Below are 23,275 nucleotides of genomic sequence, written 5' to 3'. Positions count from 1 at the left end.
TCATTTTCTCCTTTTCTGATCAATCCTCCAGTTTTTTAACTATAAGATCATAAGTGCCATTCTCGTTGTCGATGAGCTTCAGGATCTGCTGTCCTTCCTCCTTGAAGCTTCTTGGTACATTCTGTACAGGCTCGCCGTCATTCATGGTAACCGCAAGCACCTGTCCTATCTCAAGCTCCTCCATGGCTACCTTCGCCTTGACAAATGTCATCGGGCACACCACATCAGTTATATCTACTCTGTCATTGATTTCATAATCAGCCATTGTAAGCCTCCTTTAATACTTCTTTGAATTTGTCTAAGCCCACGCGCTCCAGGGTGAACTGGAAACGCTCGCTTGGCTTTGCATTGTCTGCAAAGAACTGTATTGCTGCATCTGTGATACGGAAAAGCTGCTCCTCAGATGTAACAACCGGAAGTAACTCCTCGCCGCGGTGGATCGTGTTACCAAATAATCCTCCGAATGAGACAAGGTATCCTGTCTCGCCCTTCCATGCATCTGTAGGACATGCCTTTGCGCATCGACCGCAATAGTTACATTTGTCTGTGTCGAGGATGATCTTGCCGTCCTCCATGGTGATCGCGCCCTCACGGCACGCCTTGACGCACACGCCACACATGATGCATGATGGCTCATCCCACTCTACTACCATTGCGCCCTTGATTCCCACATCGTTCTCCTCTGCCTTCAGACAGTTGTTCTGGCATCCTGTGACACCGAACTTGAACTTGTGGGGAAGCTCCCTTGCGTAATATCTCGCATCAAGCTTCTTTGCTATATCATAAGTGTCTATATTGCCGCTCGGACAGATCTGATTTCCCTGGCACGCTGTGACTGTTCTTACTCTTGGGCCACACACACCCGGCTTACAGCCTCCCTTTGCCAGTTCTTCCTTTACCTCTTCCACATCGTCAAGCTTAACAAATGGGATCTCGACGCTCTGTCTCGATGTGAGATGTACATGTCCATCTCCGTATTTCTCGGCAACCTCTGCTATCTTCTTGAGATTCTCTGCGGTAAGATTTCCTCCCACCACCTGAAGTCTCAGAGAAAAGTTATTCTTCTGTTTCTGTCTCATGAATCCGCCCTTTTTCAGAGCTGCGTAATCTACTGCCATATGTAGTTCCTCCAAATCATTTGTGTATTAGTCGGCAAGGGCTTTCTGGAAATCTTCTATGAGATCCTCCACGTCCTCGATTCCGACACTAATACGAATCATATCATCATATACGTTGGCGTCAAGCTTCTCCTGCTCTGTGCTGTGCGCATTCAGTGTTGATTCAGGATGCACGATGAGCGTCTTTGTGTCTCCTATGTTCGACACTATCTGCGGTATTGTGAGCTTGTTCATCACCGCAAATGCCTTCTCCTTGCTGCCGACTCTGATGGTGATTATGGCACCATAACCACCGTGGAGCTGTTCATTTGCGATGTCATGCCAAGGACTGGATTCAAGTCCCGGATAGTTGACTTTTACACCCTCCTGACTTTCCAGGAACTGAGCAAGGGCAAGTGCATTGTGTGAGCATCGCTCCATTCGAATCCCCAATGTCTCCATGCCCAGCATATTGTAAAATGCCGTCTGCGGAGCTATGCAGGCTCCTGTATTTCTAAAAAGTCCGTTTCTGAGCTTTGCTATATAGGCGAACTTTCCGAACATCTTGTACTGCTGCAGAAGCGGATAACGCTCTGCGTCCCATTTAAAATTGCCGCTGTCGGTGATGACTCCGCTTATGGCATCGCTGTTGCCATTGATGTACTTGGATGTGGAATTGATGACTATGTCCGCTCCAAGTGTCAGTGGTGTGACCAGATATGCAGTCGCCACTGTATTGTCTATCAGGAGCGGCAGGTTATGTGAATGTGCCAGCTCCGAGAGAGCTTTGATATCCACCACATCAAGCTTTGGATTACCTATGGTCTCGGCAAATATCACTCTGGTATTCTCCGTGATCGCCGCCTCAACCGCTTCCTTATTCGATATCTCCACAAATGTCGTCTTGATCCCAAATGCCTCCAGATCGTGGAACAGATCTATCGTTCCACCGTAGAGTCCTGTGCTGGAGACTATCTCTCCGCCAGTTCCTACTATATTTAAGAGTGCATTTGTGAGTGCCGCCATTCCAGAAGAACACGCTACCGAACCCACTCCCTTTTCAAGATTCGTCATCCGCTCCTCAAATGCAGCTATCGTCGGGTTGTTGATCCTTGTGTAAGAATACCCCGTCGCCTTGTTGTGGAAGAGCTTCTCATGCTGCTCCGCCGAAGGCTGATAGAATGCACTGGATTGATAGATCGGTGTAAGTGTGGCGCCTGTATTCTCATCACCAAGCTTTGCGCTGTGTAATAATGCTGTATTAAATCTCATGATTTTCTATGCCTCACTAAATAATAAATCCTATAATTCCTACGAACATGATAGGATTATAGCTCTTATACCCTACTATGTCAATAGGAATTATAAAATAAGCAATGCAGATAATAAAAAAATGCCAGTTGATGGGAGCTTGCTCACAATCAACTGGTGTTTTTTTGTTATCTATATGGCGCATGCCATTCCACGAGCCGCGTTAGCGGCGAGGGGCGCATTGCTTATTTTATAATTCCGTACGGTATACACGGCACATGCCATTTCTCTGGCAGCTTCCCCATACGTTTTCACTCATTTCTTATTTGCAATTTTCTTATACAGCATCTTCCTCACATAGAAATAACATACTATCTGCATAGCAAGGGTTATGATCCAGGACGCCGGATATGAGATGAACAGAACCGCCAGGGATCTGTGTCTCGGGAAAATCCAGTATATCCACACGATTCGGGTTCCCACCGTTCCTATGATCGAGAGGAGCATCGGAACTCCGGAATGTCCCATCCCACGAAGCGCCCCCGGGAACAAGTCCATAAATCCGCACAGGAAATATGTGACTGTCGTATACAGCAGAATCTCCATTCCGCACTTTATAACCGCGTCGCTGCTCGTATATATATGCAGCAGCTGCGGTCCAAAGAAATACGCTCCATTGCCCAGAACCATCATTGCCGCAAATGACAATATCAGACAGTCGATCAGAACTCTCTCCATACGTTTCCATTTGCCGACACCGTAGTTCTGGCTCGTAAAACTCATGCACGCCTGCGTTACAGCATTCACCGTCACATACAGAAAGCCAAATATATTATTTGCCGACGTGTAGCCCGCCATGGCAACCGAGCCAAACGAGTTGACTGACGACTGCAGCAGTACATTTGAGAAGTTGATGACCGTGCTCTGGATTCCAGCCGGAACTCCGACCGAAAAGATCTGCTTTACATATGCACCCTTGATGGTAAGCTTTGAAAATCTAAGCTGATAGCTCGTTTCTGACCTGCACAGGCAGCGGAGGACGAGTACGCAGGATATCAGCTGTGAGATGACTGTTCCGATTGCGACCCCCGCAACTCCAAGCTTGAAAATGATCACAAAACACAGGTTAAGGCCTGTATTTGCAATTCCGGATATAACCAGAAAAAGGAGTGGTCTTTTGGTATCTCCCACCGCCCTGAGTATGGCAGCGCCGTAATTGTACAGCATGAAAAATGGCATTCCCAGGAAATATATCCTCATATATAAAGAAGAAAGTCCGATGACATCCCCCGGAGTATCCATAAGCTCAAGCGCCGGTTTTGCGCAAATCCACCCGACAAAGGCCATAATAATACCGCTGACCAGCGCCAGCGCGATCGCGGTATGTACTGTCTCTGACATTTCTTTATCTTTTCCTGCGGCATAAAGCCTTGCCGCAAGCACATTTGCCCCAAGGGATATCCCTATGAACAAATTGGTGAATACATTGATAAGTGCTGTGGTTGAACCGACCGCCGCCAGCGACTCGTTACCACTGAACTTCCCTACAACAATGATATCCACCGCATTGAACATCAGCTGCAGAATACCCGAGAGCATAAGCGGGAGCGAAAATGAGATCAGCTTATCCATGATCGTCCCGTTGCACATATCAATTTCATATTTATTTTGTTTTAATGTAGAACTCATTTCTTTCCTCACCAACTAATAGCATATATGTTCTGATAAATCACACACAGCAATGCTTATGTTCGCTCTTCTGCCTGTACATATATTCATCAGCCCGCTTCATGGCGGTCTCCCAGTCGCAGCACCTCGTACCATTGGTGCCTAGTCCCATGAACAATTTTAACACAGAGTATGTTGGGGCACAATGGAGGATGTGAAGCAAACAAAACAAGAGCAAAACATATTCCCTCGTCTACTATACAAATAGTAAAATCACCTCCCATTTCCCCCTTATTTTTCCACTCACAGCGTCACTCTGCGCTTTATAAACGCATTTGTCAAAACCTATTGACACAGCGATTTGAATGGTCTAAATTGTGCCTACCGGCCGGATAAAATACTAAGGAGGAACACTCTTGCCAACAACAAGAAAACTTTATGACAGCATCTTCAAGAAGATTCTCACGCTGTCCTCGAAAGCTGTGATCAACATGATTAACGGCCTGTTCAACATGTTTTACGATCCGGAAAACTCAACAGTATCTTATCACTGGACTGAAAATGTTCACGATAATCAGAATTCTATGACCACAACTCTGGCCGACACCATACTCGTAATCAACAATTCCGATGCATATCATATGGAAGCGCAGATGAAAAAGGATGATTCTATTGTATTCCGTGTATTTTCATATGGAGCGGGATATGCAGATCAGACTAAGGAGATACTGCAGGACGAAGAGGGCTGTCAGGTATATCGAATTCATTTTCCTGAACCCTGTGTGATATATCTGAGCAATGTACCAAAATCAGTACCTGATACATATTCGTTGCAGGTGGGATTCGGGCATACCCAGAACATAACCTATAACGTCCCTGTTACAAAACTCACGTCCTGCTCCGTAAAGGAAATAAACGACAGGAAAATGATCATCCTGATTCCATTCTACATTCTGAAACTCCGCGAAAAGCTGAGGAATAAGAAAGCACGTACACCAGAGAATATAGCCTCATTGAAAAGCCTCATCAAAACAGATATAATGGGTAGCATAGACAAGAACGTGGAACTTGGGAATATAACAGCTGAGGATGGAGCACAACTATACAGATTTACTCAGATGCTTTATACTCGCCTATATTCCCAGTTTGAAGAGACCGAGGAGGTTACGGATATGGTGGAACAGTCGATTATTACATTTGTGGATGTTTTTCAGGAAGAGAAAGCCAGGATGGAAAAACGTATGGCTGAGATGGATAAGGAGATTGCCGACAAAGACAAGAAGCTCGCCGACAAGGACAACGAGCTTGCCGAATTAAGGGCAGAAATAGCCAGACTTAAAGGTTCTGACAAATAAATATTTCATATTACTACTTTCTATACAAAAGCGAAGGACGAAGGCATAAAACACCTCCGTCCTTCGCTTTATTATTATATTACTACGTGATCTTTTTTAGATGTAGTTTCCATCGTGAACCTGGGCCGCGTCGTATACAGACTCCTTGCGGATCTCGTCTGCTATCTCGTCTGCGTCAAGCTCGCCGTCAGCATTCCAGTCACCGCTGTAGACCTCGGCGCCTTCTACCTTGATTCCTGCGATCTGCTGCTCGCTTGCGAAGAGAAGCACGATGATTCCGGCATGATGAAGATGTTTTAATACAGCATTTACATCCTCGCGGATATCTGGAGCGTACAGATATGTATGACGTCCGTCGATGCTGAGCTTCTTCTCCACCGACTCAACGAAATCTCTTGTGACATTGCCTGCTGCAAATGGAACTATGACAGCCTTCTGTCCCTTGATCGCTGCACGCACATTTCTGTCTATGCGTCCCTCGTAAAGTCCGGTCTCCTCAGTGTGAACCTCCTCGACAACACCGCAGGCACTTGTCATGTCTGTGACACGGTCGATGAGTATGAGTTCTCCGAGAGTCTTATGCTTCTTGAACTCGTCAACCACGATCCTGTCGGCAAATGCGATCCTGCAGACTGCGATACCATTCTTCGCAAGGGTGTCCGCTGATTTCTGCTCACCTGTATTTACATCTATGGTGTAATCGATATGTGTAACTGTACCAGGGATCATCTTGGTTCCGAGCTTCACGAAGAAGTTCTTGCCATTGTACAGCTCATCGTCATCCATCCAGAGAAGTGTTGCGGTGATCGAAGATGCAATCTTTGCGCCTGAATCAACTGTGAGCACACATCCTCTTGACACATCAACCTCACGGTCAAGCTGTATTGTTACAGGCTGTCCCTTCTGTGCTGAGTCCACTGTGTCAAATCCAACATGGATGCTCTTGACCTTTGCGGTCTCGTTGCTTGGGAGTGTGTTGATCTCGTCTCCGACGTGGATCTCACCATCCTCGATCTGACCCTGAAAACCTCTGAATGTGTGGTCAGGACGGCACACTCTCTGAACAGGCATATAGAATCCTGCCTCTGTGTTATCCTCTGCGATATCTATATCCTCAAGGTATGTAAGGAGTGCGGGACCCTCATACCAAGGAATGTTCTCTGACTTCTTTGTCACATTGTCACCCTCTGTAGCTGACACAGGGATGATAGTGATATTTGGCAGGCTGAGCTCTGATGACAGCTCATTTATCTGCTCAACTATCTCGTTGAAACGCTTCTCATCGTATCCGACAAGATCCATCTTATTTACTGCAAATACAAAGTATCTGATTCCCATCAGCGCACAGATCCTTGCGTGTCTTCTGGTCTGTACGAGCACGCCCTGCTTTGCATCTATGAGGATGACTGCCAGGTCGGCAAATGATGCTCCAACCGCCATGTTCCTTGTGTACTCCTCATGACCCGGTGTATCCGCCACGATGAAGCTTCTCTTGTCTGTTGTAAAATATCTGTATGCAACATCGATGGTGATACCCTGCTCACGCTCCGCCATCAGTCCATCCAGAAGAAGTGAATAGTCGATGGCACCGCCACGGCTTCCTACCTTGGAATCAAGCTCCAGAGCCTTCTCCTGATCTGCATATAAAAGCTTTGAATCGTATAATATATGTCCTATAAGTGTTGACTTTCCGTCATCTACACTTCCGCATGTTATAAATTTAAGTAATCCGCTCATCTTAGAAGTATCCCTCCCTCTTTCTACGCTCCATGCTGCCTGCTGCCTCGTTGTCAATAACTCTGGTGGTTCTCTCTGAGGATACCGCACTGAGCGTCTCCTCGATGATCTCAGGGAGTGTGTCCGCTGTGGACTCCACGCCGCCTGTCAGTGGATAACATCCGAGAGTTCTGAAACGAACACTCTTCATCTCTATCTTCTCACCAGGTCTGAGTTTCATTCTGTCATCATCGACCATGATGATATTTCCGTCACGGTATACAACAGGCCTAACCTTTGCGAAGTACAGCGATGGGATCTCTATGTTCTCACGCTCTATGTACTCCCATATATCAGCCTCAGTCCAGTTGGAAAGTGGGAACACTCTGACCTCCTCGCCCTTCTGGATCTTGGTGTTGAACAGCTTCCACATCTCCGGTCTCTGGTTCTTTGGATCCCAGGCATGCTGTGCATTTCTGAATGAGAGTATCCTCTCCTTCGCACGGGACTTCTCCTCGTCTCTGCGTCCGCCGCCAAATGCTGCTGTGAAGCCGTATTTGTCAAGAGCCTGTTTGAGTGCCTGTGTCTTCATGATATCTGTGTATGCTGAGCCGTGGTCAAATGGATTGATGCCCTTCTTGACACCCTCCTCGTTGATGTACTCGATCATGTCAAGTCCGTATTTCTTCGCTGTCTTGTCTCTGAACTCGATCATTTCCTTGAACTTCCATGTTGTATTTACATGCAAGAATGGAAATGGCGGCTTCTCAGGATAGAATGCCTTGAGTGCCAGATGCAGCATTACTGAGCTGTCCTTTCCTATTGAGTAAAGCATAACCGGCTTATCACACTCCGCAGCAACTTCGCGGATGATGTATATCGCCTCTGCCTCCAGTTCGTCAAGATGTGATAATGTACCCATATCTATACCAACCTTTCTTCTTTTTAATATTTATTAGCTTCCTTCTTGTCTATCACTATCTGGTCTGTGGTGCCATCCATCTTTCGGATATTCCACAGAAGCAGATCTCCTTTGTTCTCCACCGACATCTGGCTTCCCATTCCGCCGATGTCAGCTCCGAGATATAATGAGATGGCGTCAAATGCACACTCCTTGATACAGGATGAGCACCCCCAGCAATCCTTAGGGTATTTCATGAATATCTGTCCATCCTCATCTCTCTTTATGAGGGAACCCGGGCAGACATTTGCACATTTGCCACAGTTTTTGCAAAGCTCTTTATTTATCACTATGCTCATATGCTTCCCCCTTTCCTTGGAACATCAGCCCATTTGAAGTCGCCTCCGGCGAGGGGCTGACGCTGCATGCCATATTTCCTGCGGGAACCTGGCACAAATTAACCAGCTCTCTGTGTATCATCTTAAGCTCGCCGTCCACCATCTTTGAATTGACAAATATCTCCCAGTCTTTGCTCTTCTCCGGGTAGTCCAGATTCTCAGCAAAGCTGTGCCATCTCGTCTCCTTCCTGTCCTTCAGGTGTGCGATTACGGAGAGTGCAACTGTGAGTCTCTCCTTCACCTCATACACAAACATGAGCTCGTGCATGTCGTGGGCACTTATGTGCCATACAAGTTTCTGGAGCTGCTCTATCTTCTCCTTTGCCAGCTCAAGCTGTTTCTCGTTGAACTGGTAATGGGTAGATATTCCTCCGGCGTAGTTGTCCATGACCTTCTGCATGGCCTCCTCTATCGCCTCGTATGTGAACATCTTCTCGTCAGTGTCGAGGAAATGGTCATACTCTTCTATCTTTCTGTCAAATGCAGCCTCCTCGTCAAGCTCAGGATCAAGGTATCCCTCGTCAAGCTGCTTTACCATGGCAATGGCCGCTATCTCTCCCTCAACCATCGCACCGGTCACATACTTCTGTGGACATCCGCCCGCCACATCTCCGGCTGCGAACAGTCCGCGTATTGTGGACTCTCTGTCGTTGTCCACCCAGTAACCGCTCGCCGTGTGGCCGCCGACTATATAAGGCTCTGTGCCCTCTATCTCCACATTCTGCTCACTCGGATTCTTGCCGGACTCAAGCCATTTGAGAGTCTGGCTCGGAGCCATGTTGAGGTATGCCCTCTTCAGTGAGTCATCCTGCTCTGGGGTGATGCCCTCGGTTCTCAGATAGCATGGACCTCTGCCTTCTATATTCTCTCTCACCGTTCCGTACACTCTCTGGGATGTGGTGAGTCCGTATTTGTTCTCGTATATCTCGCCGAGTGAATTGACCTGCTTGGCACCGACACCCTGGGCTATAGTTCCAGTTGGGGCTATGGTGTCCTTACATCTGAGTGCTATAAATCTCATCTCAAATGTGGTCATCTCCGCTCCGGCATTTATTCCCATTGCGTATCCCGCTCCGGTGTTGAACGGCGGGTACCACATCTTATGTCTTGAAAATCCCGGGTTGTTCGGTCTGTAAAGTCCCGCCGCACCGCCCGTAGCACAGAGCACTTTCTTTGCTCTGATCTCGTAGGCTGTATTATCCTCTATGGAGAATCCAAATGCCCCGAGGATCTGATTATTTTCAACTATATAATCCGTGATGTTGACTCTGTTCAGTATCTGACAGTTGTCAAGCTCCTCCACTGCCTTTGCAAGCAGCGACTTCATATTCTCACCATTTATCTTAATATTTCTGTTGCCTCTTGCAACATACTCACCGTTCTCGTCCTTGAGGATGACCAGTCCCAGCTTCTCCATCTTGTCTGTGACACGGTTCAGCCCCTGTGACATCGAAAGCAGAAGATCTTCTCTCACGATCCCGTCAGCATCAGTCCTACAGTAATCCACATAGTCCTCAGGCTTTCTGCCCTTCACTATGTATGCGTTGATGGCGTTCACACCCGCCGCCAGACATCCACTTCTCTTTATGTTCGCCTTCTCGGCGATGATGATGGAATAATCAGAATGTTCTCTGACGGTCAGCGCTGCATAGCAGCCAGCCGTACCACCACCGATTATCAAAATGTCCGTATGAAGTATTTTCCTGTTTGCAATACCCATATTTTCTCTCCAATCACTTTTATAATTAGATGTAGAATACATCGTTATCCTGCATTGCCTTGTTCTCCAGCAGATATGTCTGATTCTCATCAAATACATACAGCCTGTAGATGAGAACGTGGACCTGCTCCCCCGGCTTTACGACATCCTTCTCCATGGATCTCTCGGCGACGATCTCCACTCCGTTGACATCCACCGTGACGTCCAGATGGCTTCCGCGGAACAGCACATCCTTGACTATCCCCGACTCCGCCGCACTCTGGTACTGATCCAGCCTGCCGCTCTTGGATATCTTGACGAACTCCGGTCTGATGACCGCTCTGTCCGCCCCCGGCACCCTGTCAAAACCCTTGAGCTTCTCGTAGTCCTCCACAACAGTTGACCTTCCGATGAACTGTGCCACAAACGGTGTGGACGGCGTCTTGTATATCTCCATCGGCGATCCCATCTGCTCTATCTGTCCGTGATTGGTGATGATGATCTCATCCGCAACCTCCACAGCCTCATCCTGATCGTGAGTGACAAATATGCTCGTTATGCCAAGCTTTTCAACCATCTCCTTGAGCCAGGTTCTAAGCTCCGTCCTGACCTTTGCATCTATCGCGGCAAATGGCTCGTCCAGCAGCAACACCTGTGGATTCGGTGCCAGCGCCCTGGCAAATGCCACTCTCTGCCGTTGTCCGCCTGAGAGCTGATTCGGATATCTCTTCTCCATACCTGACAGCCCTGTAAGCTCCAGAAGCTCCATAACTCTCTTCTTGATCTCCTTCTTTGGAACCTTCATGAGTTCAAGTCCGAATGCCACATTGTCAAATACCGTCATGTAACGGAACAGTGCATAATTCTGGAATACAAATCCTATTCCTCTCTTCGCAGCTGGTATATCATTTACACGCCTGCCGTCTATGTATATGTCACCGGAATTTGGATTTTCAAGTCCGGCTATCATTCGGAGAAGTGTCGTCTTTCCGCTTCCCGACGGTCCCAGAAGCGCCACCAGCTTGCCCTTCTCCACACCAAAGCTGACATTGTTGGACGCCAGGAAATCTCCATATTTCTTATATATATTTTTCATCTCGACGTACATGTCGTCAGCCTCCTTTTTGTTCTCTTATTCTTCCGCACCTGATCTATCTTTCGAAACTCCTGCAAGCCATCCCATATGCAGACTATCTCACTTCGCCCTTATCGGATATCACCCTTTTTCGGGTATCGCCCCCTCGCCTCCGCTCAGCGGCAGGTCGTCACGCGCATGAGAGTTATGAACTTCGTTCATAAGCGCGTTTCCTCTTCGCTCTGTACTCAAGCAGATTTCTCAGGAACAATATGATGACCGCTATGATCACCAGTATGGACGATACAGCAAATGCCGCTGTGATGGATTCCTCCGTTCCCGACATGTACAGCGCATCGATCTCAAGTGGAAGTGTAAATGTCCCGCCCCTTGTCTTGGACAGTGCATTTACCGCACCGAACTCGCCGAGTGCTCTGGCGGTACAGAGAATGATTCCGTATATGAGTCCCCATTTCATCTGGGGAAGTGTTATCCTTCTGAATATCGTGAAGCCCTTCGCCCCCATGAGCGCCGCTGCCTCCTCCTCATCCTTGCCCTGGGCGTTCAGCACCGGGATAAGCTCCCTTGACACAAATGGGAATGTCACGAATATGGTAGCAAGCACAACGCCCGGAACTGCAAAAGTTATCCTGATATTTGTTCCCAGCATATCATTGATCCATCTGATCGCCGGATACGTCCATCCGAGTCTTCCAAATGTCATGAGGTAGGCAAGACCTACGATGACAGGTGATATGGAAAACGGAATGTCTATCAGTGTCGCCAGCACCTGCTTGCCTTTGAAGGAGAACTTCGTCAGCAGCCATGCCGCACATATTCCGAAAAATGTGTTTACCATCACAGCTATGACTGTGGCAATAAGTGTGACACCAAGTGCACTTATCACGTACTCTGTCGTGATGGACTGCAGGTAGAACTTAAAGCCCTCCTTCAGCGCACTTGTTATCACCGATATAAGTGGAACAACAAGCATGAGCACTATGAAAAGCACCGTCACGGTTATCAGTATTATCTTTGTCCTGCGCTTGCCGCGCTGCAGCTTTTCCTGTTCGCTCATCGTGGATCCTCCTTTCGTTTGTGCATTTGCGCATCAATGATTGTCGTAACTTATTATAGGTTTATAGTAGGTTTGTCCTTCTCGACTGCTTCAGCTGTACTATGTTGATCGCAAATAACAATACAAATGATATGACCAGCATCACCAGTGCTATCGCTGTTGCGCTGGCATAGTCTATGTAGCTGAGCTTCTGCATGATCACGTATGATATGACCTGCGTCTGCTCCTTTGCACTGTTGCCCGATATGTAGATGACACTGCCATACTCTCCGATCCCTCTGGCAAATGCCAATCCAAATCCTGTAAGCAGCGCCGGCCTGAGCTCCGGAAGAATAACCTTGAAGAATGTTCTTCTCGGTGTGGCTCCCAGCATGTAGGCCGCCTCCTCGTACTGATTGTCCATCTTCTCAAGTATCGGCTGCACCGCCCTTATGACAAATGGTATTCCAACGAATACGAGGGCAATGGTAAGTCCTATCTTCGTGTATGCAACGTCTATTCCAAGAGCCTTGAGCGTTTTTCCAAGAAATCCATCCTCACTGTAAAGTCTCGACAGTGTGATACCGGCAACCGCCGTTGGCAGACAGAATGGAAGCTCTATGAATCCGTCCAGTATCTTCTTGCCGGGAAAATCGTATTTGACCAGTGTCCACGCTATTATCAGACCAAACACCGTGTTAACTATCGCCGCTATGAACGAACAGCCGATGCTGGTCTTAAATGCATTCAGCACATTCTTCTTCAGAAGCAGATGCCAAAATTCACCCGGTGAGAGCTTCAGCGATGACACCAGCACCGATGCCAGCGGGATCAGAACTATCAGCGACAGCATTGCAATGACTATTCCAAGCGTCAGATGATATCCCGGGATAACTCTGGTCTTCTTTGCGTTATTAAGTTTATCCTTCTTGCCATTTTCCTCTGCTGCCATCTCGTCTTCCAATCCATTTTAATAATCATATATCTCGTCAAACTTTGCACCGTCATCGAAGAAATCCTCATAGGCTTTGTCCCAGCCTCCGAAATCATCTATGGTCCACTGCTTGATGTCCAGATCAAATACGTCTGCATACTCTGCAAGTATCTTCTCATTTGTCGGGCGATAGCCGCTCTCAGCCTCAAGTCTCTGAGCGTCATCGCTGTACAGGTACTTCAGATACTCTGTGCTGACCGACTCTGTTCCATTGTGCTTTGCGTTGTCATCGACAACCGCCACACTCGGCTGAGCCAGTATACTCACCGACGGATTAACTATCTCGTAATCCTCCGGGTATTCCCTCAGGGTTGCTATCGCCTCATTCTCCCAGGCAATCAGTACATCACCCTTGCCATTCTCCACAAATGTGGTCGTCGAACCTCTGGCTCCCGAATCCATGACCGACACATTCTGATAAAGCTTCTTCATAAACTGCCATATATCAGCTTCATCGCTGTATGTAGTTCTGGCATAGGCAAGAGCCGCAAGGAAATTCCAACAGGCTCCGCCGCTACTCTTCGGATCAGGTGTTATGACTTCCACATCGTCCTTCACCAGATCGTTCCAGTCCTTTATATCCTTAGCATTTCCCTTTCTCACCAGGAACACGATAGTGGATGTGTAGGGTGCTGAATCCTTGTCAAATTCATCTATCCAGCCCTTATCTATCAGACCATTTGCCGATATGAGGTCAATGTCATGCTCAAGTGCCAGTGTGACAACATCCGCATTACAGCCCTCCACAACCGATCTGGCCTGTGAACCGGAGCCTCCATGAGACTGGATGACCTTGATGTCCTGTCCGTACTGCTCTTTGTAATACTGTTCAAACATGTCATTGTATCGCTCATACAGCTCCCTCGTTGGGTCATACGAAACATTTGTAATTGTAATAACATCGTCCTTCTTCCCGCCACAGCCGGCAGCACCTATCGCCAGCACCGCCGCCATGGACAGAAGCAATACTCTTTTTCCAAGTCTCATATCTTTTCTCTTTCTCATAAATAGGTCAATTCATCCAATGAGCAATAATTGCTGCAACGATATTAACTTCTGCTATACAGTTCACAACCTCTAGGCAATTATTGCGGTCTACAGGTTAAACAGTGATGTTGAGAGGTATCTCTCTCCTGTATCCGGGAAGAGAACCACGATGGTCTTGCCCTCGTACTCAGGTCTCTTTGCAAGCTCAGTTGCCGCATAGAGTGCCGCACCTGCGGATATTCCAACCAATACACCATCTGTCTTTGCTATTTTTCTCGCCGTGTCAAATGCATCATCGTTCTGGATCCTGATGATCTCATCCACGATGCTCAGATCCATAACGCCAGGTACGAATCCTGCTCCGATTCCCTGAATCTTGTGTGGGCCAGGTGCACCGCCTGAGAGAACAGGTGAATCAGCAGGCTCAACTGCTATCAGCTTGACATTCGGGTTGTGCTCCTTAAGTCCGCTTCCTGTTCCTGTGGCTGTTCCGCCTGTTCCTACTGCTGATACAAATGCATCAACCTTTCCGTCTGTATCTCTCCAGATCTCCTCTGCTGTTGTCTTCTTGTGGATAGCAGGATTTGCCTTGTTCTCAAACTGCTGTGGGATGAATGCATTTCCATACTGCTCCTTGAGCTCATTTGCCTTGGCGATGGCTCCCTTCATTCCTTCTCTTCCAGGTGTTAATACGATCTCAGCACCGAGAGCTGAAACAATCTTTCTACGCTCAACACTCATGGTATCCGGCATTGTAAGTATCAGGTGAAGGCCCTTTGCCGCTGATACAAATGCAAGTCCGATTCCTGTATTGCCTGATGTAGGCTCGATGATGACTGTCTCCTGATTGATGAGGCCATCCTTTATTCCCTGCTCGATCATGGCTGCTGCCACACGATCCTTCACTGAGCCAAGCGGGTTGAAATACTCAAGCTTTGCAACGATGTGTGCCTTGAGTCCAAGCTCCTTCTCATAATTTGTGAGCTCCAGAAGTGGAGTGTTTCCTATAAGTTCTGTTAACTGTGATGCTATCTTTGCCATGATTTTGTTTCCTTTCTTTTTTTACTTTTTTCAAGTCTCTATGTTCTTTCTTGATTCTTTACTATCTTTATATACTGTACATTATTTTCTATATAATTCTTAACAGGCCATCTGATAAATCTTTTCCTCTATTGCTCCTGCCAGTGCTGCATGGCCCTCAGGATTCATGTGTTCCTGATCTGCCTCGCTGCTGTCCGCCACGGATGATGCCGCCAGGAATTCCACACCAAACTCATCGGCTATCTTCCTGTACACATCTGTGAGTTTTCTTGACACCTCAACGGATTCCGGTGAGAACTCAGGATCAAATTCATCCTTCCACACCTGCTCGCCCAAATGTATCGGCGATACGAGAAGTATCCTGCTGTCCGCTGAATACTGTTTTGCCTGAATGAGCAGTCTCCGTATTCCCTTGCCTATCACATCCGGCGATGCCGAGAACACTGTTTTACAGTCATTTGTTCCAAGCATGATCACTATATTCTCCGGTTTGTGTGTCTCCAGCAGAGTAGGGAACAGCGACACGCCCTTTCTTCCCTGTCTCAGTGGATCCTCGAACACTGTTGTTCTTCCACAGAGACCTTCCTCTATGATCCTTATATCTTTATTTGCCAGCTTCTGCTGCAATATACTGGTCCATCTGATCCCCCAGGGAAATCTCTCACCATTCTCAGGATTGTATCCCCATGTATTGGAATCTCCAAAGCACAACACCTGTTGCATCTGTCCACCTCCCGTCTATTGAACCTCGTTCTGTCCAATGGATCTCATTGTCAATCCACATATATCCTATCTGATATGTAGTAATTATCTGTCAACATGTTGGAGTATACAACTTATTTCCTACTATGTCAATAGGGATTATGTGCTTTTATTGTTTAAAAAAAGAGTGAAGATGTAAAAAATATCATCTCCACTCCTTTATAAAGCACATATCCAGCCGTTAATCCTCTGCATTAGGATCACAATCTCTTACATACACATCAACCGAACTACCGCTTACTTTTATGTAATATGACTTTCCAGCTTCACAGTTATAGCTCATGTAAAAATCTTTTTTATTTGTTGTCTTGCTATGCTCTGCATCGTCCACTTCCATGAGCAGATTTTTGTTCTCATCATATAAGTATCCCTTTGGATCACCGTATGAAACAGAATAAAAATAATATGTTCCTGTTTTCTTTGGCACATACCTGTAATACATTCCAACTTCTGCATATACATCGTTAAAATTGCCAAAGTCAATAGCAAATTCATTCACATCCGCAGTTAACGTGGTCGTCTTACTGGTCACTTTTGCTGATATCACACCACGCTTACCTGAACCTTCCGCTGTCAGCTCATATGTTCCAGGAACAAGATACACATATCCGTTCCAGCCACATATTCTACCATATTCATCTGTCCATCTGCCCAGATCGTCAACCGTGCACTTTTCATTGTTAGATTTGACCGCAATCTTTGTTACATCCGCCGCAAGATCCACTTTATTCTCCCCAACGCCAAATGTACGATTGCCGATATAAGTCACATCGTCCCCAATTTTAATTTTCACATCATATGTTCCAGGAATAATTGACATATAATATTGTCCATTACGATCTACTGTAGCAAATTCACTGTTAAGTTCGTATTGGACTGAATTATCTTTGTTTATGATAATAACACTTGCCCCATCCAGTATATTGCCATTTTTATCTCTGACATACCCCATAAGAGTTGATCCAAGTATAGTTTTTATCACACAACCAACTATGGTACTTATTTTTTCGTTGTTGGCATCTGTTATTTTTACTTTGAGATTATATGTACCTTCTTCTTCTAATTTACCGGTTATTTTTCCTTTTGAATCAATGCTGAGATTATAACTTTCTCCGACAAAACTGTATGTATAACTTCCGGAACCGCCAGCCACAGCTGCAATACTATTGTTGATCCTACAGATATGGCTGTTACGTCCCATAATTTTAAATACTGGTTCATAATTTCCTGCAATCGTTGTCTGGCTGTATATATTCCATGAAATTTCATAAGTGTCCACATTTCCCAGTTCATCGACTGCTTTAACAGTTGTCACAGTCGTTCCCGCCTTAGTCGGTTTTCCACTGAAATAAACCTTATTGGCATCTCCTGGATCCACCTTGTATTTCACGCCGGCAGGGAGGCCCACTACATTGATCACACATATGCCCTTATAACCTTCAATGCTATTTACATCCAGAGTCTTATTCATACCAACATTCTGCTCACACTTATAGGATACATAAATCGTTCTATTATTCACGTCTCCAGAATAATATGTCTCAATTTTAGAATTACCTGTACCCGTAAGTCCCTTTATATATATGCAGATTCTTGCCTTTCTTGACAATGTATAGCCTCTTCTCAGTGCAATCGTATAGTTCTTATTGTCTTTTGTTGTAACACTGTCAAATGGAATATTGTAATTATAATTACCATTCATCACTGTACTCGCCTTGATTGAAAAACTTGAGGACGTCAGTTTCTGTTCAGATGACAGCGTAAGTTTAACTGTACGAGGGTTACTCATCATTGCCGATACAATTGTGACTGGTTTTTCGACCGTTATTTTGTACGAAGCCTTCTTGCCGGTGCCATCTGTAGCCTTCGCTGTTATCACCGCTGTTCCTGTAGCAGCTGCATATACATTTCCTGCAGAATTTACCACTGCTACCTTATCATTTGAAGAACTCCATGCACATTTTTTATTTGTTGCATCTGCCGGCTTTATCACCGGGCTTAGCTGCATCGTTCTGCCAACATACATCTTTCCATTTGTTTTGCTGAAACTTATCGATGATACTGAGGCCCTTACAGTCACCCTGCAGATCGCTTTCTTTCCTGAACCATCAGCAGCAATCGCTGTGATCGTCGCTCTACCGCCTCTTACTGCTGTGACCCTGCCTGATACGCTTACCTTTGCGATCTTGGAATTGCTGCTTTTCCAGATAACCTTCTTATTGCTGGTTGTGTTAGGACCTACTGTCGCCTTTATCACTGCCGACCTGCCCTTCTTGATCGTCAGCGCAGATTTGTTCACCTTGACTCTTGTGGCCGGCTGTCCGACTGTGACCTTCACCACCTTCTTGATCTTCGCATTTGACTTGAGAGAGATCGTGATATTTGCACTACCCTTTTTCACTGCTTTTATCTTGCCTGCAGAAGATACTGTCACGATCTTTTTATTGCTTGTTGAGAATTTCAGATTGCCTGAAGTCGTATTTGTCCTCAGAGTAAATGTTTTCCCTGCCTTGAGTGTTAGTGTATTACTTGGAAGATTTTTCACCGTAATACTACTGATGGTTGTTGTGGTCGCTGCTTTTGCCGGAATGCTGACACCTGTAAATGTCAGCGCAAACACAAGGATCAGCGCAACGAGAGCCATAAACCTGTTCCCTTTTTTCATAAATTTCCTCCTTTTTTATGTAACATTCCCTTTTATTACACCATATCATATATTAAAAATTATATACTATGCTTGTCAATCTCGCACATGCTATTGAGCATTATTCATATCCACATAAAAAGACGTACGGGTATCCACTTAATTTCCAGGATACTCTGTGGTTATATATACCATACTGCTGTTTCGTGTAACATTAATATAGTAGACTTTTCCTGCTTCACAATTATATGACATATAGAAATCGTGGTCATTTCCTGTGCTGATATGCTCCTGCTTGTCATCATCATTAATTGTAAGCACTTCTCCATCTGCATCATAAAGATGTCCATATGGATTATTACTCGATCCAGAGCTTGAATAGATATAGTATGCTGCCGTCATCTTTGGAACAAATCTATAGTATGTTCCCACTGATGCATTTATAGAGGTTCTATCACCAATCTCCTCATAGTCTGTCTTAATATCTGCTACAACATATGAAGTCTTGCTGTTTATCGTTGCGGTTATAGTTCCGGCTAAAGCAACCCCGCGACCTGTAAGTCTGTAAGTACCAGGCGCCAGATAAACGTATGCACCAGCTCCAACGCTGTTGCCATCCTCGTCATACCATGTGCCGATATTCTCTATATTATATCCGTTATCCTTTGATCTAACGGATATCTTTTTTACATCCGACGAATAATTTCTTCCCGAAATGTTTCCGGTAAACCGCTGTGAATATATGTATGTTGTGTCCGAACCCGAATATATAGCTATATCATATGTCCCAGGAACAATATCTACAGAATACGATCCATCTCTTTTTACATCAGAATAACAGTAATATGTATACTCTGTGGATTTGTCCCTATTCGTAAATATAATATATGCATTTGACAATACTTCTCCTGCCACATCCCTGATATATCCCGATACTGTAATTCCCTGTGCAACATTTATCACACAGTCTACAGTTGTGCTGACTCCGGCATTATCGGAATCCGTTATCCTGACTTTTATATTATAAGTACCAGCCTTATTGATGTAACCCTCCAATTTACCATTACTATAAATATCAAGACCATAAGTATTGCCAACTATATCATAGATATAATTTCCTGAGCCACCAGCTACAGAATTTATATCAGCAGCTACATGCACAGCCGCTCCACTTTCACCACGAGTGCGATAATACCTTGGGCTGTAATAAGCTGATATCACGGAGCTGTTGTATACACACCATGTTACGATAGTTGTCATTGTATTACCATACTCATCAACTGCTGTAATTGTCGTGACTGATGTGCCAGACTTGGTTATTTTCCCTGTGAAAGTAATACAGTTGGAACGCATTCCACCTATTGTATACCTCATTCCAGCCGGAACGTCCTTTACAGAAACCTTGAGGTAGCCACTGCCAGATAAATTAACGTCTGTATTCACATTCGCATTCTGCTCAATTGCTCTGGCTTCATAATATGTCTTATTATACTTTCCGTCAGAATAATATGTCTCCACCTTACCGGTTCCTGTTCCTGTAAGTCCACTTACGTACACACATATTCTGTCCGAAGATGAAAGCCTGTTCTCCTTGTTTAACCTGATCGTGTATTTTTTATTGTCTCCTGTAGACACACTTTCAATCGGAATGCTCTTGTTGTATATGCCGCCATTTAATGTGGTCTTTACTTTAACAGCAAAATTTGATGCTGTCAGCTTCTGTGCAGATGACAATGTAACATTTATTGTCTGCCTGTTATCCACCTGCGCCGAAGCAATCTTCACAGCATTTAGAACTGTCAGCTTATATTTTACTGTCTTTTTTGTTCCGTCTGTAGTTGTTGCTGTAATCACTGTGGTTCCAGCGCCAACAGCCACAACGAGTCCGAATGAACTTACCATAGCGACCTTATCATTCGAAGACTTCCAGGTACACTTTTTGTTTGTTGCATCTGCCGGTGCAATGACTGGGTTTAACTGTTCTGTTTTTCCCACATACATCTTACCGCTGCCCTTTTTGAACTTTATAGAAGTTACATACGCCTTGACTGATACCTTACAACTTGCCTTCTTGCCGGAACCATCTGCAGCTACTGCTGTGATGACTGCTGAACCACCTCCGGCTGCTGTTATCCGTCCTCTGGAATTAACCTTAGCAACCTTTATATTGCTGCTCTTCCATACGACCTTCTTATTGCTTGCCTTGCTTGTTCCAACAGAAGCCTTTACCACAGCACTTTTTCCTTTTACCAGCGTCAGCTTGCTTTTAGTAAGCTTTACAATCGTGACAGGCTGTCCTGCAGTTACCGTAATAACCTTCTTTACCTTAGGATCAGCCTTCAGCGACATTGTAATCTTAGCTGTCCCATTTTTTACATTTCCTGCTTTGATCACTCCCGCAGTTGTCACGGTTGCTATCCTTCTGTTGCTGGTTACGAATTTCAGCTCTTTCGCCGCCACATTTGTCTTAAGAGCAAATGACTTTCCCGCCTTGAGCGTAAGTGTGCCGGCTGGCAGATTGCTCACAGTGATGCTCTTTACAACCGTGTTTTTTGCCGTAGCCGCCGTTGTAGCTGCCAGCGCAGTTCCCGGAACATTCATACCTGAAAATATCAGTGCAAATGCAAGAATGACCGCCACAGCCTTCATGATTTTTCTGTACCCTTTCATAACACTCCTCCTGATTTAATAAAAAATCCGCTATACTTCATAAAATCAGTATAGCGGACTTTATTTTATTAATCTACCATCAAATACTATCAATGAGTTTTTCGCTGTCATCACACATCCTGTATCCCACGCCCAGCTCATTGATGATAAAACTCTTCTTGCCCGGCTTCACTCCGAACTTCTTTCTTATATTCGCCATATTGACCTGAAGTCTCTTGGTGCTTCCCATGTCATTGTAGCCCCAGACCTCCTTGACTATAAAACTGTATGTAAGCATCTTGCCCGGATGTCTGGACAGAAGATCGACTATGTTGTACTCAGTCTGAGTCAGCTTGATCTCCTCATCCCCTATGAACACTCGTCTGGCCTCATAGTCTATGAGCAAATCCCCAGTCTGGAATTTCCCTGTCGGCAGTTCACTGTCATGTGCCTGGTAAAGCACTGTGCGGAGTGCAGATCTGACCCTGGCAACCAGCTCCTCCGAACCAAATGGTTTTGTAACATAATCATTTGCACCCAGATTGAGAGCCTCCACCTTATCCTTCTCATCAGATCTCGCCGAGAGAACTATGACCGGCGTGAAATCCGTCTTTCTTATCTCTGTGAGGAACGATATACCATCCTTATCCGGGAGTCCGAGATCAAGTATAACTATGTCAGGCCTATGAGACGCATACATCATAAGTCCACTCCCGCAGGATGTGGCTATGATCGTCTGATAGCCATTTGCCTGCATCAGGGTATCCAGCAGATTGTTGATATTTTGTTCATCTTCTATTATCAAGACTTTGTATTTGTTATTGCTCATCCGTAACCTCCTCTATCTTCAGTGTAAACCTGAATACTGCACCACCTTCCGCGGAATTGTATGCACTTATATCTCCTCCATGTGCTTTTATGATGGTCGCACATACCGACAGACCTATTCCGGCATTTCTTCTCGGCCTGCAGTCCGCGGACACCTCATCAGAGCTGTCCCCCAGAAGGCTTCCATCAAACAGGTGTTTCAACCTATCCTCCGGTATTCCATCGCCATCATCCTGTACCTCAAACACAACCCTGTCGCCATCGCATTTCACATTCAATGCCAGATTCTTCATTCCCTCTGCATGCTGTACTGCATTCTCAAGGATATTGATGATAACCTGCTCTATGAGAATTGCATCCATTGGTATGATGACCAGCTCATCGGGCAGATCGACTTCTACCTCCTGATCAGGATATCTCTTTGCAAATTTGATAAGCACCGAATCTATCAGCTCATCCAGGGCTATCGGGGTCTTTATGAGATTAATGTCTCCGTCCAGCCTCGTTACGGACAGCAGATTCTCAACCATACGATAAAGCCACTGGGAATCCTGTTGTATTCCCCTGAGCATCTTCTCCTTCTGCTCATCCGTAAATTCGCTGCCACTCTCTATAAGTGCCGAGCTGGCCCCGTAAATGGTGGTAAGCGGAGTTCGAAAATCATGCGACACTGCACGCAGCAGGTTCGCCCTCATTTTCTCCATCTCACTTTCTTTCTTGAGCATTTCCTGATGCTTTATCTTACTTGTAAAACCACAGGTGATAAACGCTATGGCTATCATGATTATCGCCGATGTGATATTTTCAGGTATCAGGAAATCTATCTTGAAATACGGAAATGTAAATGCAAAATTCACTATTATCACGCTGACTACAGATGCCAGTATTCCATACACATATCCGTCAGTGAACACCGATATCAAAAATACCGAAAACACCATGACGGCCGGTATCAATATGTCTGTAGTAAATGTTGTCTTTATTATCAGACACAATCCAACCCCTATGGCTATCATCACCAGCATCAACAGCGCATTTTTTATAATGTCCTTACATTTACACCCCTTATTTTTTTTGCTTTTTTGTATATTTATTTTTTTCATATGTATCAATCCCTTTTGGATTATTCTAAAGAAAGCGCCACCAGTACACC

20 protein-coding genes are annotated in these 23,275 nt (G+C 45.5%); 1 reads left to right on the top strand and 19 read right to left on the bottom strand.

Annotated elements, in window-relative coordinates; translation table 11 throughout:
• Nucleotides 1-19: 19 nt before the first annotated feature.
• The 5 genes from ARA78_RS06815 to ARA78_RS14370 all read right to left on the bottom strand — a co-directional run bounded on the left by ARA78_RS06815 (nucleotide 20) and on the right by ARA78_RS14370 (nucleotide 4,203).
• On the bottom strand, nucleotides 20-265 hold the full coding sequence (locus ARA78_RS06815) for a sulfurtransferase TusA family protein (protein ID WP_015534730.1): 246 nt from the start codon (nucleotides 263-265) through the stop codon (nucleotides 20-22).
• Nucleotides 258-1,118 carry a 4Fe-4S binding protein gene (locus tag ARA78_RS06810; RefSeq protein ID WP_055280280.1) on the bottom strand — a complete coding sequence of 287 codons (861 nt, stop codon included), beginning with the start codon at nucleotides 1,116-1,118 and terminating at the stop codon, nucleotides 258-260. The genes ARA78_RS06815 and ARA78_RS06810 overlap by 8 nt, the downstream gene beginning before the upstream one ends.
• Before the next feature lie 27 nt (nucleotides 1,119-1,145).
• The gene (locus ARA78_RS06805) at nucleotides 1,146-2,369 is read right to left on the bottom strand and encodes an O-acetylhomoserine aminocarboxypropyltransferase/cysteine synthase family protein (RefSeq protein ID WP_055280279.1); all 1,224 of its coding nucleotides are present in this window, start codon (nucleotides 2,367-2,369) and stop codon (nucleotides 1,146-1,148) included.
• 294 nt (nucleotides 2,370-2,663) lie between these two features.
• Nucleotides 2,664-4,037, bottom strand: coding sequence for an MATE family efflux transporter (locus ARA78_RS06800; RefSeq protein WP_055145444.1), 1,374 nt, complete (start codon nucleotides 4,035-4,037; stop codon nucleotides 2,664-2,666).
• Between the two features lie 40 nt (nucleotides 4,038-4,077).
• Nucleotides 4,078-4,203 carry a hypothetical protein gene (locus ARA78_RS14370; protein ID WP_278319457.1) on the bottom strand — a complete coding sequence of 42 codons (126 nt, stop codon included), beginning with the start codon at nucleotides 4,201-4,203 and terminating at the stop codon, nucleotides 4,078-4,080.
• Nucleotides 4,204-4,432: 229 nt separating this feature from the next.
• Between ARA78_RS14370 and ARA78_RS06795 the strand changes: the two genes are divergently transcribed.
• Nucleotides 4,433-5,371: a hypothetical protein gene (locus ARA78_RS06795; RefSeq protein ID WP_055145441.1), complete on the top strand. Its 939-nt coding sequence runs from the start codon at nucleotides 4,433-4,435 to the stop codon at nucleotides 5,369-5,371.
• Nucleotides 5,372-5,467: 96 nt separating this feature from the next.
• Here the strand turns inward: ARA78_RS06795 and ARA78_RS06790 are convergent, their stop codons facing one another.
• The 14 genes from ARA78_RS06790 to ARA78_RS06725 form a co-directional block, all read right to left on the bottom strand.
• On the bottom strand, nucleotides 5,468-7,108 hold the full coding sequence (locus ARA78_RS06790; protein WP_070097464.1) for a sulfate adenylyltransferase subunit 1: 1,641 nt from the start codon (nucleotides 7,106-7,108) through the stop codon (nucleotides 5,468-5,470).
• 1 nt (nucleotide 7,109) lies between these two features.
• Complete coding sequence (gene cysD, locus ARA78_RS06785) at nucleotides 7,110-8,009, bottom strand: sulfate adenylyltransferase subunit CysD (protein ID WP_055280278.1); 900 nt, start codon at nucleotides 8,007-8,009, stop codon at nucleotides 7,110-7,112.
• 23 nt (nucleotides 8,010-8,032) lie between these two features.
• Nucleotides 8,033-8,347, bottom strand: a complete 315-nt coding sequence (locus ARA78_RS06780; protein ID WP_004851736.1) for a 4Fe-4S dicluster domain-containing protein — start codon at nucleotides 8,345-8,347, stop codon at nucleotides 8,033-8,035.
• Complete coding sequence (locus tag ARA78_RS06775) at nucleotides 8,328-10,106, bottom strand: adenylyl-sulfate reductase subunit alpha (RefSeq protein ID WP_055280277.1); 1,779 nt, start codon at nucleotides 10,104-10,106, stop codon at nucleotides 8,328-8,330. The genes ARA78_RS06780 and ARA78_RS06775 overlap by 20 nt, the downstream gene beginning before the upstream one ends.
• A gap of 25 nt (nucleotides 10,107-10,131) precedes the next feature.
• On the bottom strand, nucleotides 10,132-11,193 hold the full coding sequence (locus tag ARA78_RS06770; protein WP_004851740.1) for an ABC transporter ATP-binding protein: 1,062 nt from the start codon (nucleotides 11,191-11,193) through the stop codon (nucleotides 10,132-10,134).
• 172 nt (nucleotides 11,194-11,365) lie between these two features.
• Entirely contained in the window at nucleotides 11,366-12,238 is an 873-nt protein-coding gene (locus ARA78_RS06765) for a sulfate ABC transporter permease (RefSeq protein ID WP_015534720.1), read from the bottom strand.
• Between the two features lie 61 nt (nucleotides 12,239-12,299).
• On the bottom strand, nucleotides 12,300-13,169 hold the full coding sequence (cysT, locus tag ARA78_RS06760; RefSeq protein WP_055280276.1) for a sulfate ABC transporter permease subunit CysT: 870 nt from the start codon (nucleotides 13,167-13,169) through the stop codon (nucleotides 12,300-12,302).
• Between the two features lie 18 nt (nucleotides 13,170-13,187).
• Nucleotides 13,188-14,198 carry a sulfate ABC transporter substrate-binding protein gene (locus ARA78_RS06755; RefSeq protein ID WP_055280311.1) on the bottom strand — a complete coding sequence of 337 codons (1,011 nt, stop codon included), beginning with the start codon at nucleotides 14,196-14,198 and terminating at the stop codon, nucleotides 13,188-13,190.
• Nucleotides 14,199-14,306: 108 nt separating this feature from the next.
• On the bottom strand, nucleotides 14,307-15,239 hold the full coding sequence (gene cysK / locus ARA78_RS06750) for a cysteine synthase A (protein ID WP_055145423.1): 933 nt from the start codon (nucleotides 15,237-15,239) through the stop codon (nucleotides 14,307-14,309).
• A gap of 99 nt (nucleotides 15,240-15,338) precedes the next feature.
• Nucleotides 15,339-15,962 carry a GDSL-type esterase/lipase family protein gene (locus ARA78_RS06745; protein ID WP_055145420.1) on the bottom strand — a complete coding sequence of 208 codons (624 nt, stop codon included), beginning with the start codon at nucleotides 15,960-15,962 and terminating at the stop codon, nucleotides 15,339-15,341.
• Nucleotides 15,963-16,182: 220 nt separating this feature from the next.
• A complete protein-coding gene (locus ARA78_RS06740) occupies nucleotides 16,183-18,666 on the bottom strand; it encodes an Ig-like domain-containing protein (protein ID WP_055280275.1) in 2,484 nt (827 codons plus the stop codon).
• A gap of 138 nt (nucleotides 18,667-18,804) precedes the next feature.
• On the bottom strand, nucleotides 18,805-21,315 hold the full coding sequence (locus tag ARA78_RS06735; RefSeq protein ID WP_055280274.1) for an Ig-like domain-containing protein: 2,511 nt from the start codon (nucleotides 21,313-21,315) through the stop codon (nucleotides 18,805-18,807).
• A gap of 79 nt (nucleotides 21,316-21,394) precedes the next feature.
• A complete protein-coding gene (locus ARA78_RS06730; RefSeq protein ID WP_055145411.1) occupies nucleotides 21,395-22,123 on the bottom strand; it encodes a response regulator transcription factor in 729 nt (242 codons plus the stop codon).
• A complete protein-coding gene (locus ARA78_RS06725; protein ID WP_055224539.1) occupies nucleotides 22,113-23,147 on the bottom strand; it encodes a sensor histidine kinase in 1,035 nt (344 codons plus the stop codon). The genes ARA78_RS06730 and ARA78_RS06725 overlap by 11 nt, the downstream gene beginning before the upstream one ends.
• Nucleotides 23,148-23,275 lie beyond the last annotated feature (128 nt).

Source organism: Coprococcus eutactus (assembly GCF_001404675.1).
Taxonomy (GTDB): domain Bacteria; phylum Bacillota; class Clostridia; order Lachnospirales; family Lachnospiraceae; genus Coprococcus; species Coprococcus aceti.
Note: the sequence above shows the minus strand (reverse complement) of the source record. Positions and strands in the feature narration are given on the sequence as shown.

Bases quoted from the DNA above. Each gene is read 5' to 3' on its own strand.
- ARA78_RS06815 (WP_015534730.1), bottom strand. From the start codon at position 265: ATGGCTGATTATGAAATCAATGACAGAGTAGATATAACTGATGTGGTG.
- ARA78_RS06810 (WP_055280280.1), bottom strand. From the start codon at position 1,118: ATGGCAGTAGATTACGCAGCTCTGAAAAAGGGCGGATTCATGAGACAG.
- ARA78_RS06805 (WP_055280279.1), bottom strand. From the start codon at position 2,369: ATGAGATTTAATACAGCATTATTACACAGCGCAAAGCTTGGTGATGAG.
- ARA78_RS06800 (WP_055145444.1), bottom strand. From the start codon at position 4,037: ATGAGTTCTACATTAAAACAAAATAAATATGAAATTGATATGTGCAAC.
- ARA78_RS06790 (WP_070097464.1), bottom strand. From the start codon at position 7,108: ATGAGCGGATTACTTAAATTTATAACATGCGGAAGTGTAGATGACGGA.
- cysD (WP_055280278.1), bottom strand. From the start codon at position 8,009: ATGGGTACATTATCACATCTTGACGAACTGGAGGCAGAGGCGATATAC.
- ARA78_RS06780 (WP_004851736.1), bottom strand. From the start codon at position 8,347: ATGAGCATAGTGATAAATAAAGAGCTTTGCAAAAACTGTGGCAAATGT.
- ARA78_RS06775 (WP_055280277.1), bottom strand. From the start codon at position 10,106: ATGGGTATTGCAAACAGGAAAATACTTCATACGGACATTTTGATAATC.
- ARA78_RS06770 (WP_004851740.1), bottom strand. From the start codon at position 11,193: ATGTACGTCGAGATGAAAAATATATATAAGAAATATGGAGATTTCCTG.
- ARA78_RS06765 (WP_015534720.1), bottom strand. From the start codon at position 12,238: ATGAGCGAACAGGAAAAGCTGCAGCGCGGCAAGCGCAGGACAAAGATA.
- cysT (WP_055280276.1), bottom strand. From the start codon at position 13,169: ATGGCAGCAGAGGAAAATGGCAAGAAGGATAAACTTAATAACGCAAAG.
- ARA78_RS06755 (WP_055280311.1), bottom strand. From the start codon at position 14,198: ATGAGACTTGGAAAAAGAGTATTGCTTCTGTCCATGGCGGCGGTGCTG.
- cysK (WP_055145423.1), bottom strand. From the start codon at position 15,239: ATGGCAAAGATAGCATCACAGTTAACAGAACTTATAGGAAACACTCCA.
- ARA78_RS06745 (WP_055145420.1), bottom strand. From the start codon at position 15,962: ATGCAACAGGTGTTGTGCTTTGGAGATTCCAATACATGGGGATACAAT.
- ARA78_RS06740 (WP_055280275.1), bottom strand. From the start codon at position 18,666: ATGAAAAAAGGGAACAGGTTTATGGCTCTCGTTGCGCTGATCCTTGTG.
- ARA78_RS06735 (WP_055280274.1), bottom strand. From the start codon at position 21,315: ATGAAAGGGTACAGAAAAATCATGAAGGCTGTGGCGGTCATTCTTGCA.
- ARA78_RS06730 (WP_055145411.1), bottom strand. From the start codon at position 22,123: ATGAGCAATAACAAATACAAAGTCTTGATAATAGAAGATGAACAAAAT.
- ARA78_RS06725 (WP_055224539.1), bottom strand. From the start codon at position 23,147: ATGCTGGTGATGATAGCCATAGGGGTTGGATTGTGTCTGATAATAAAG.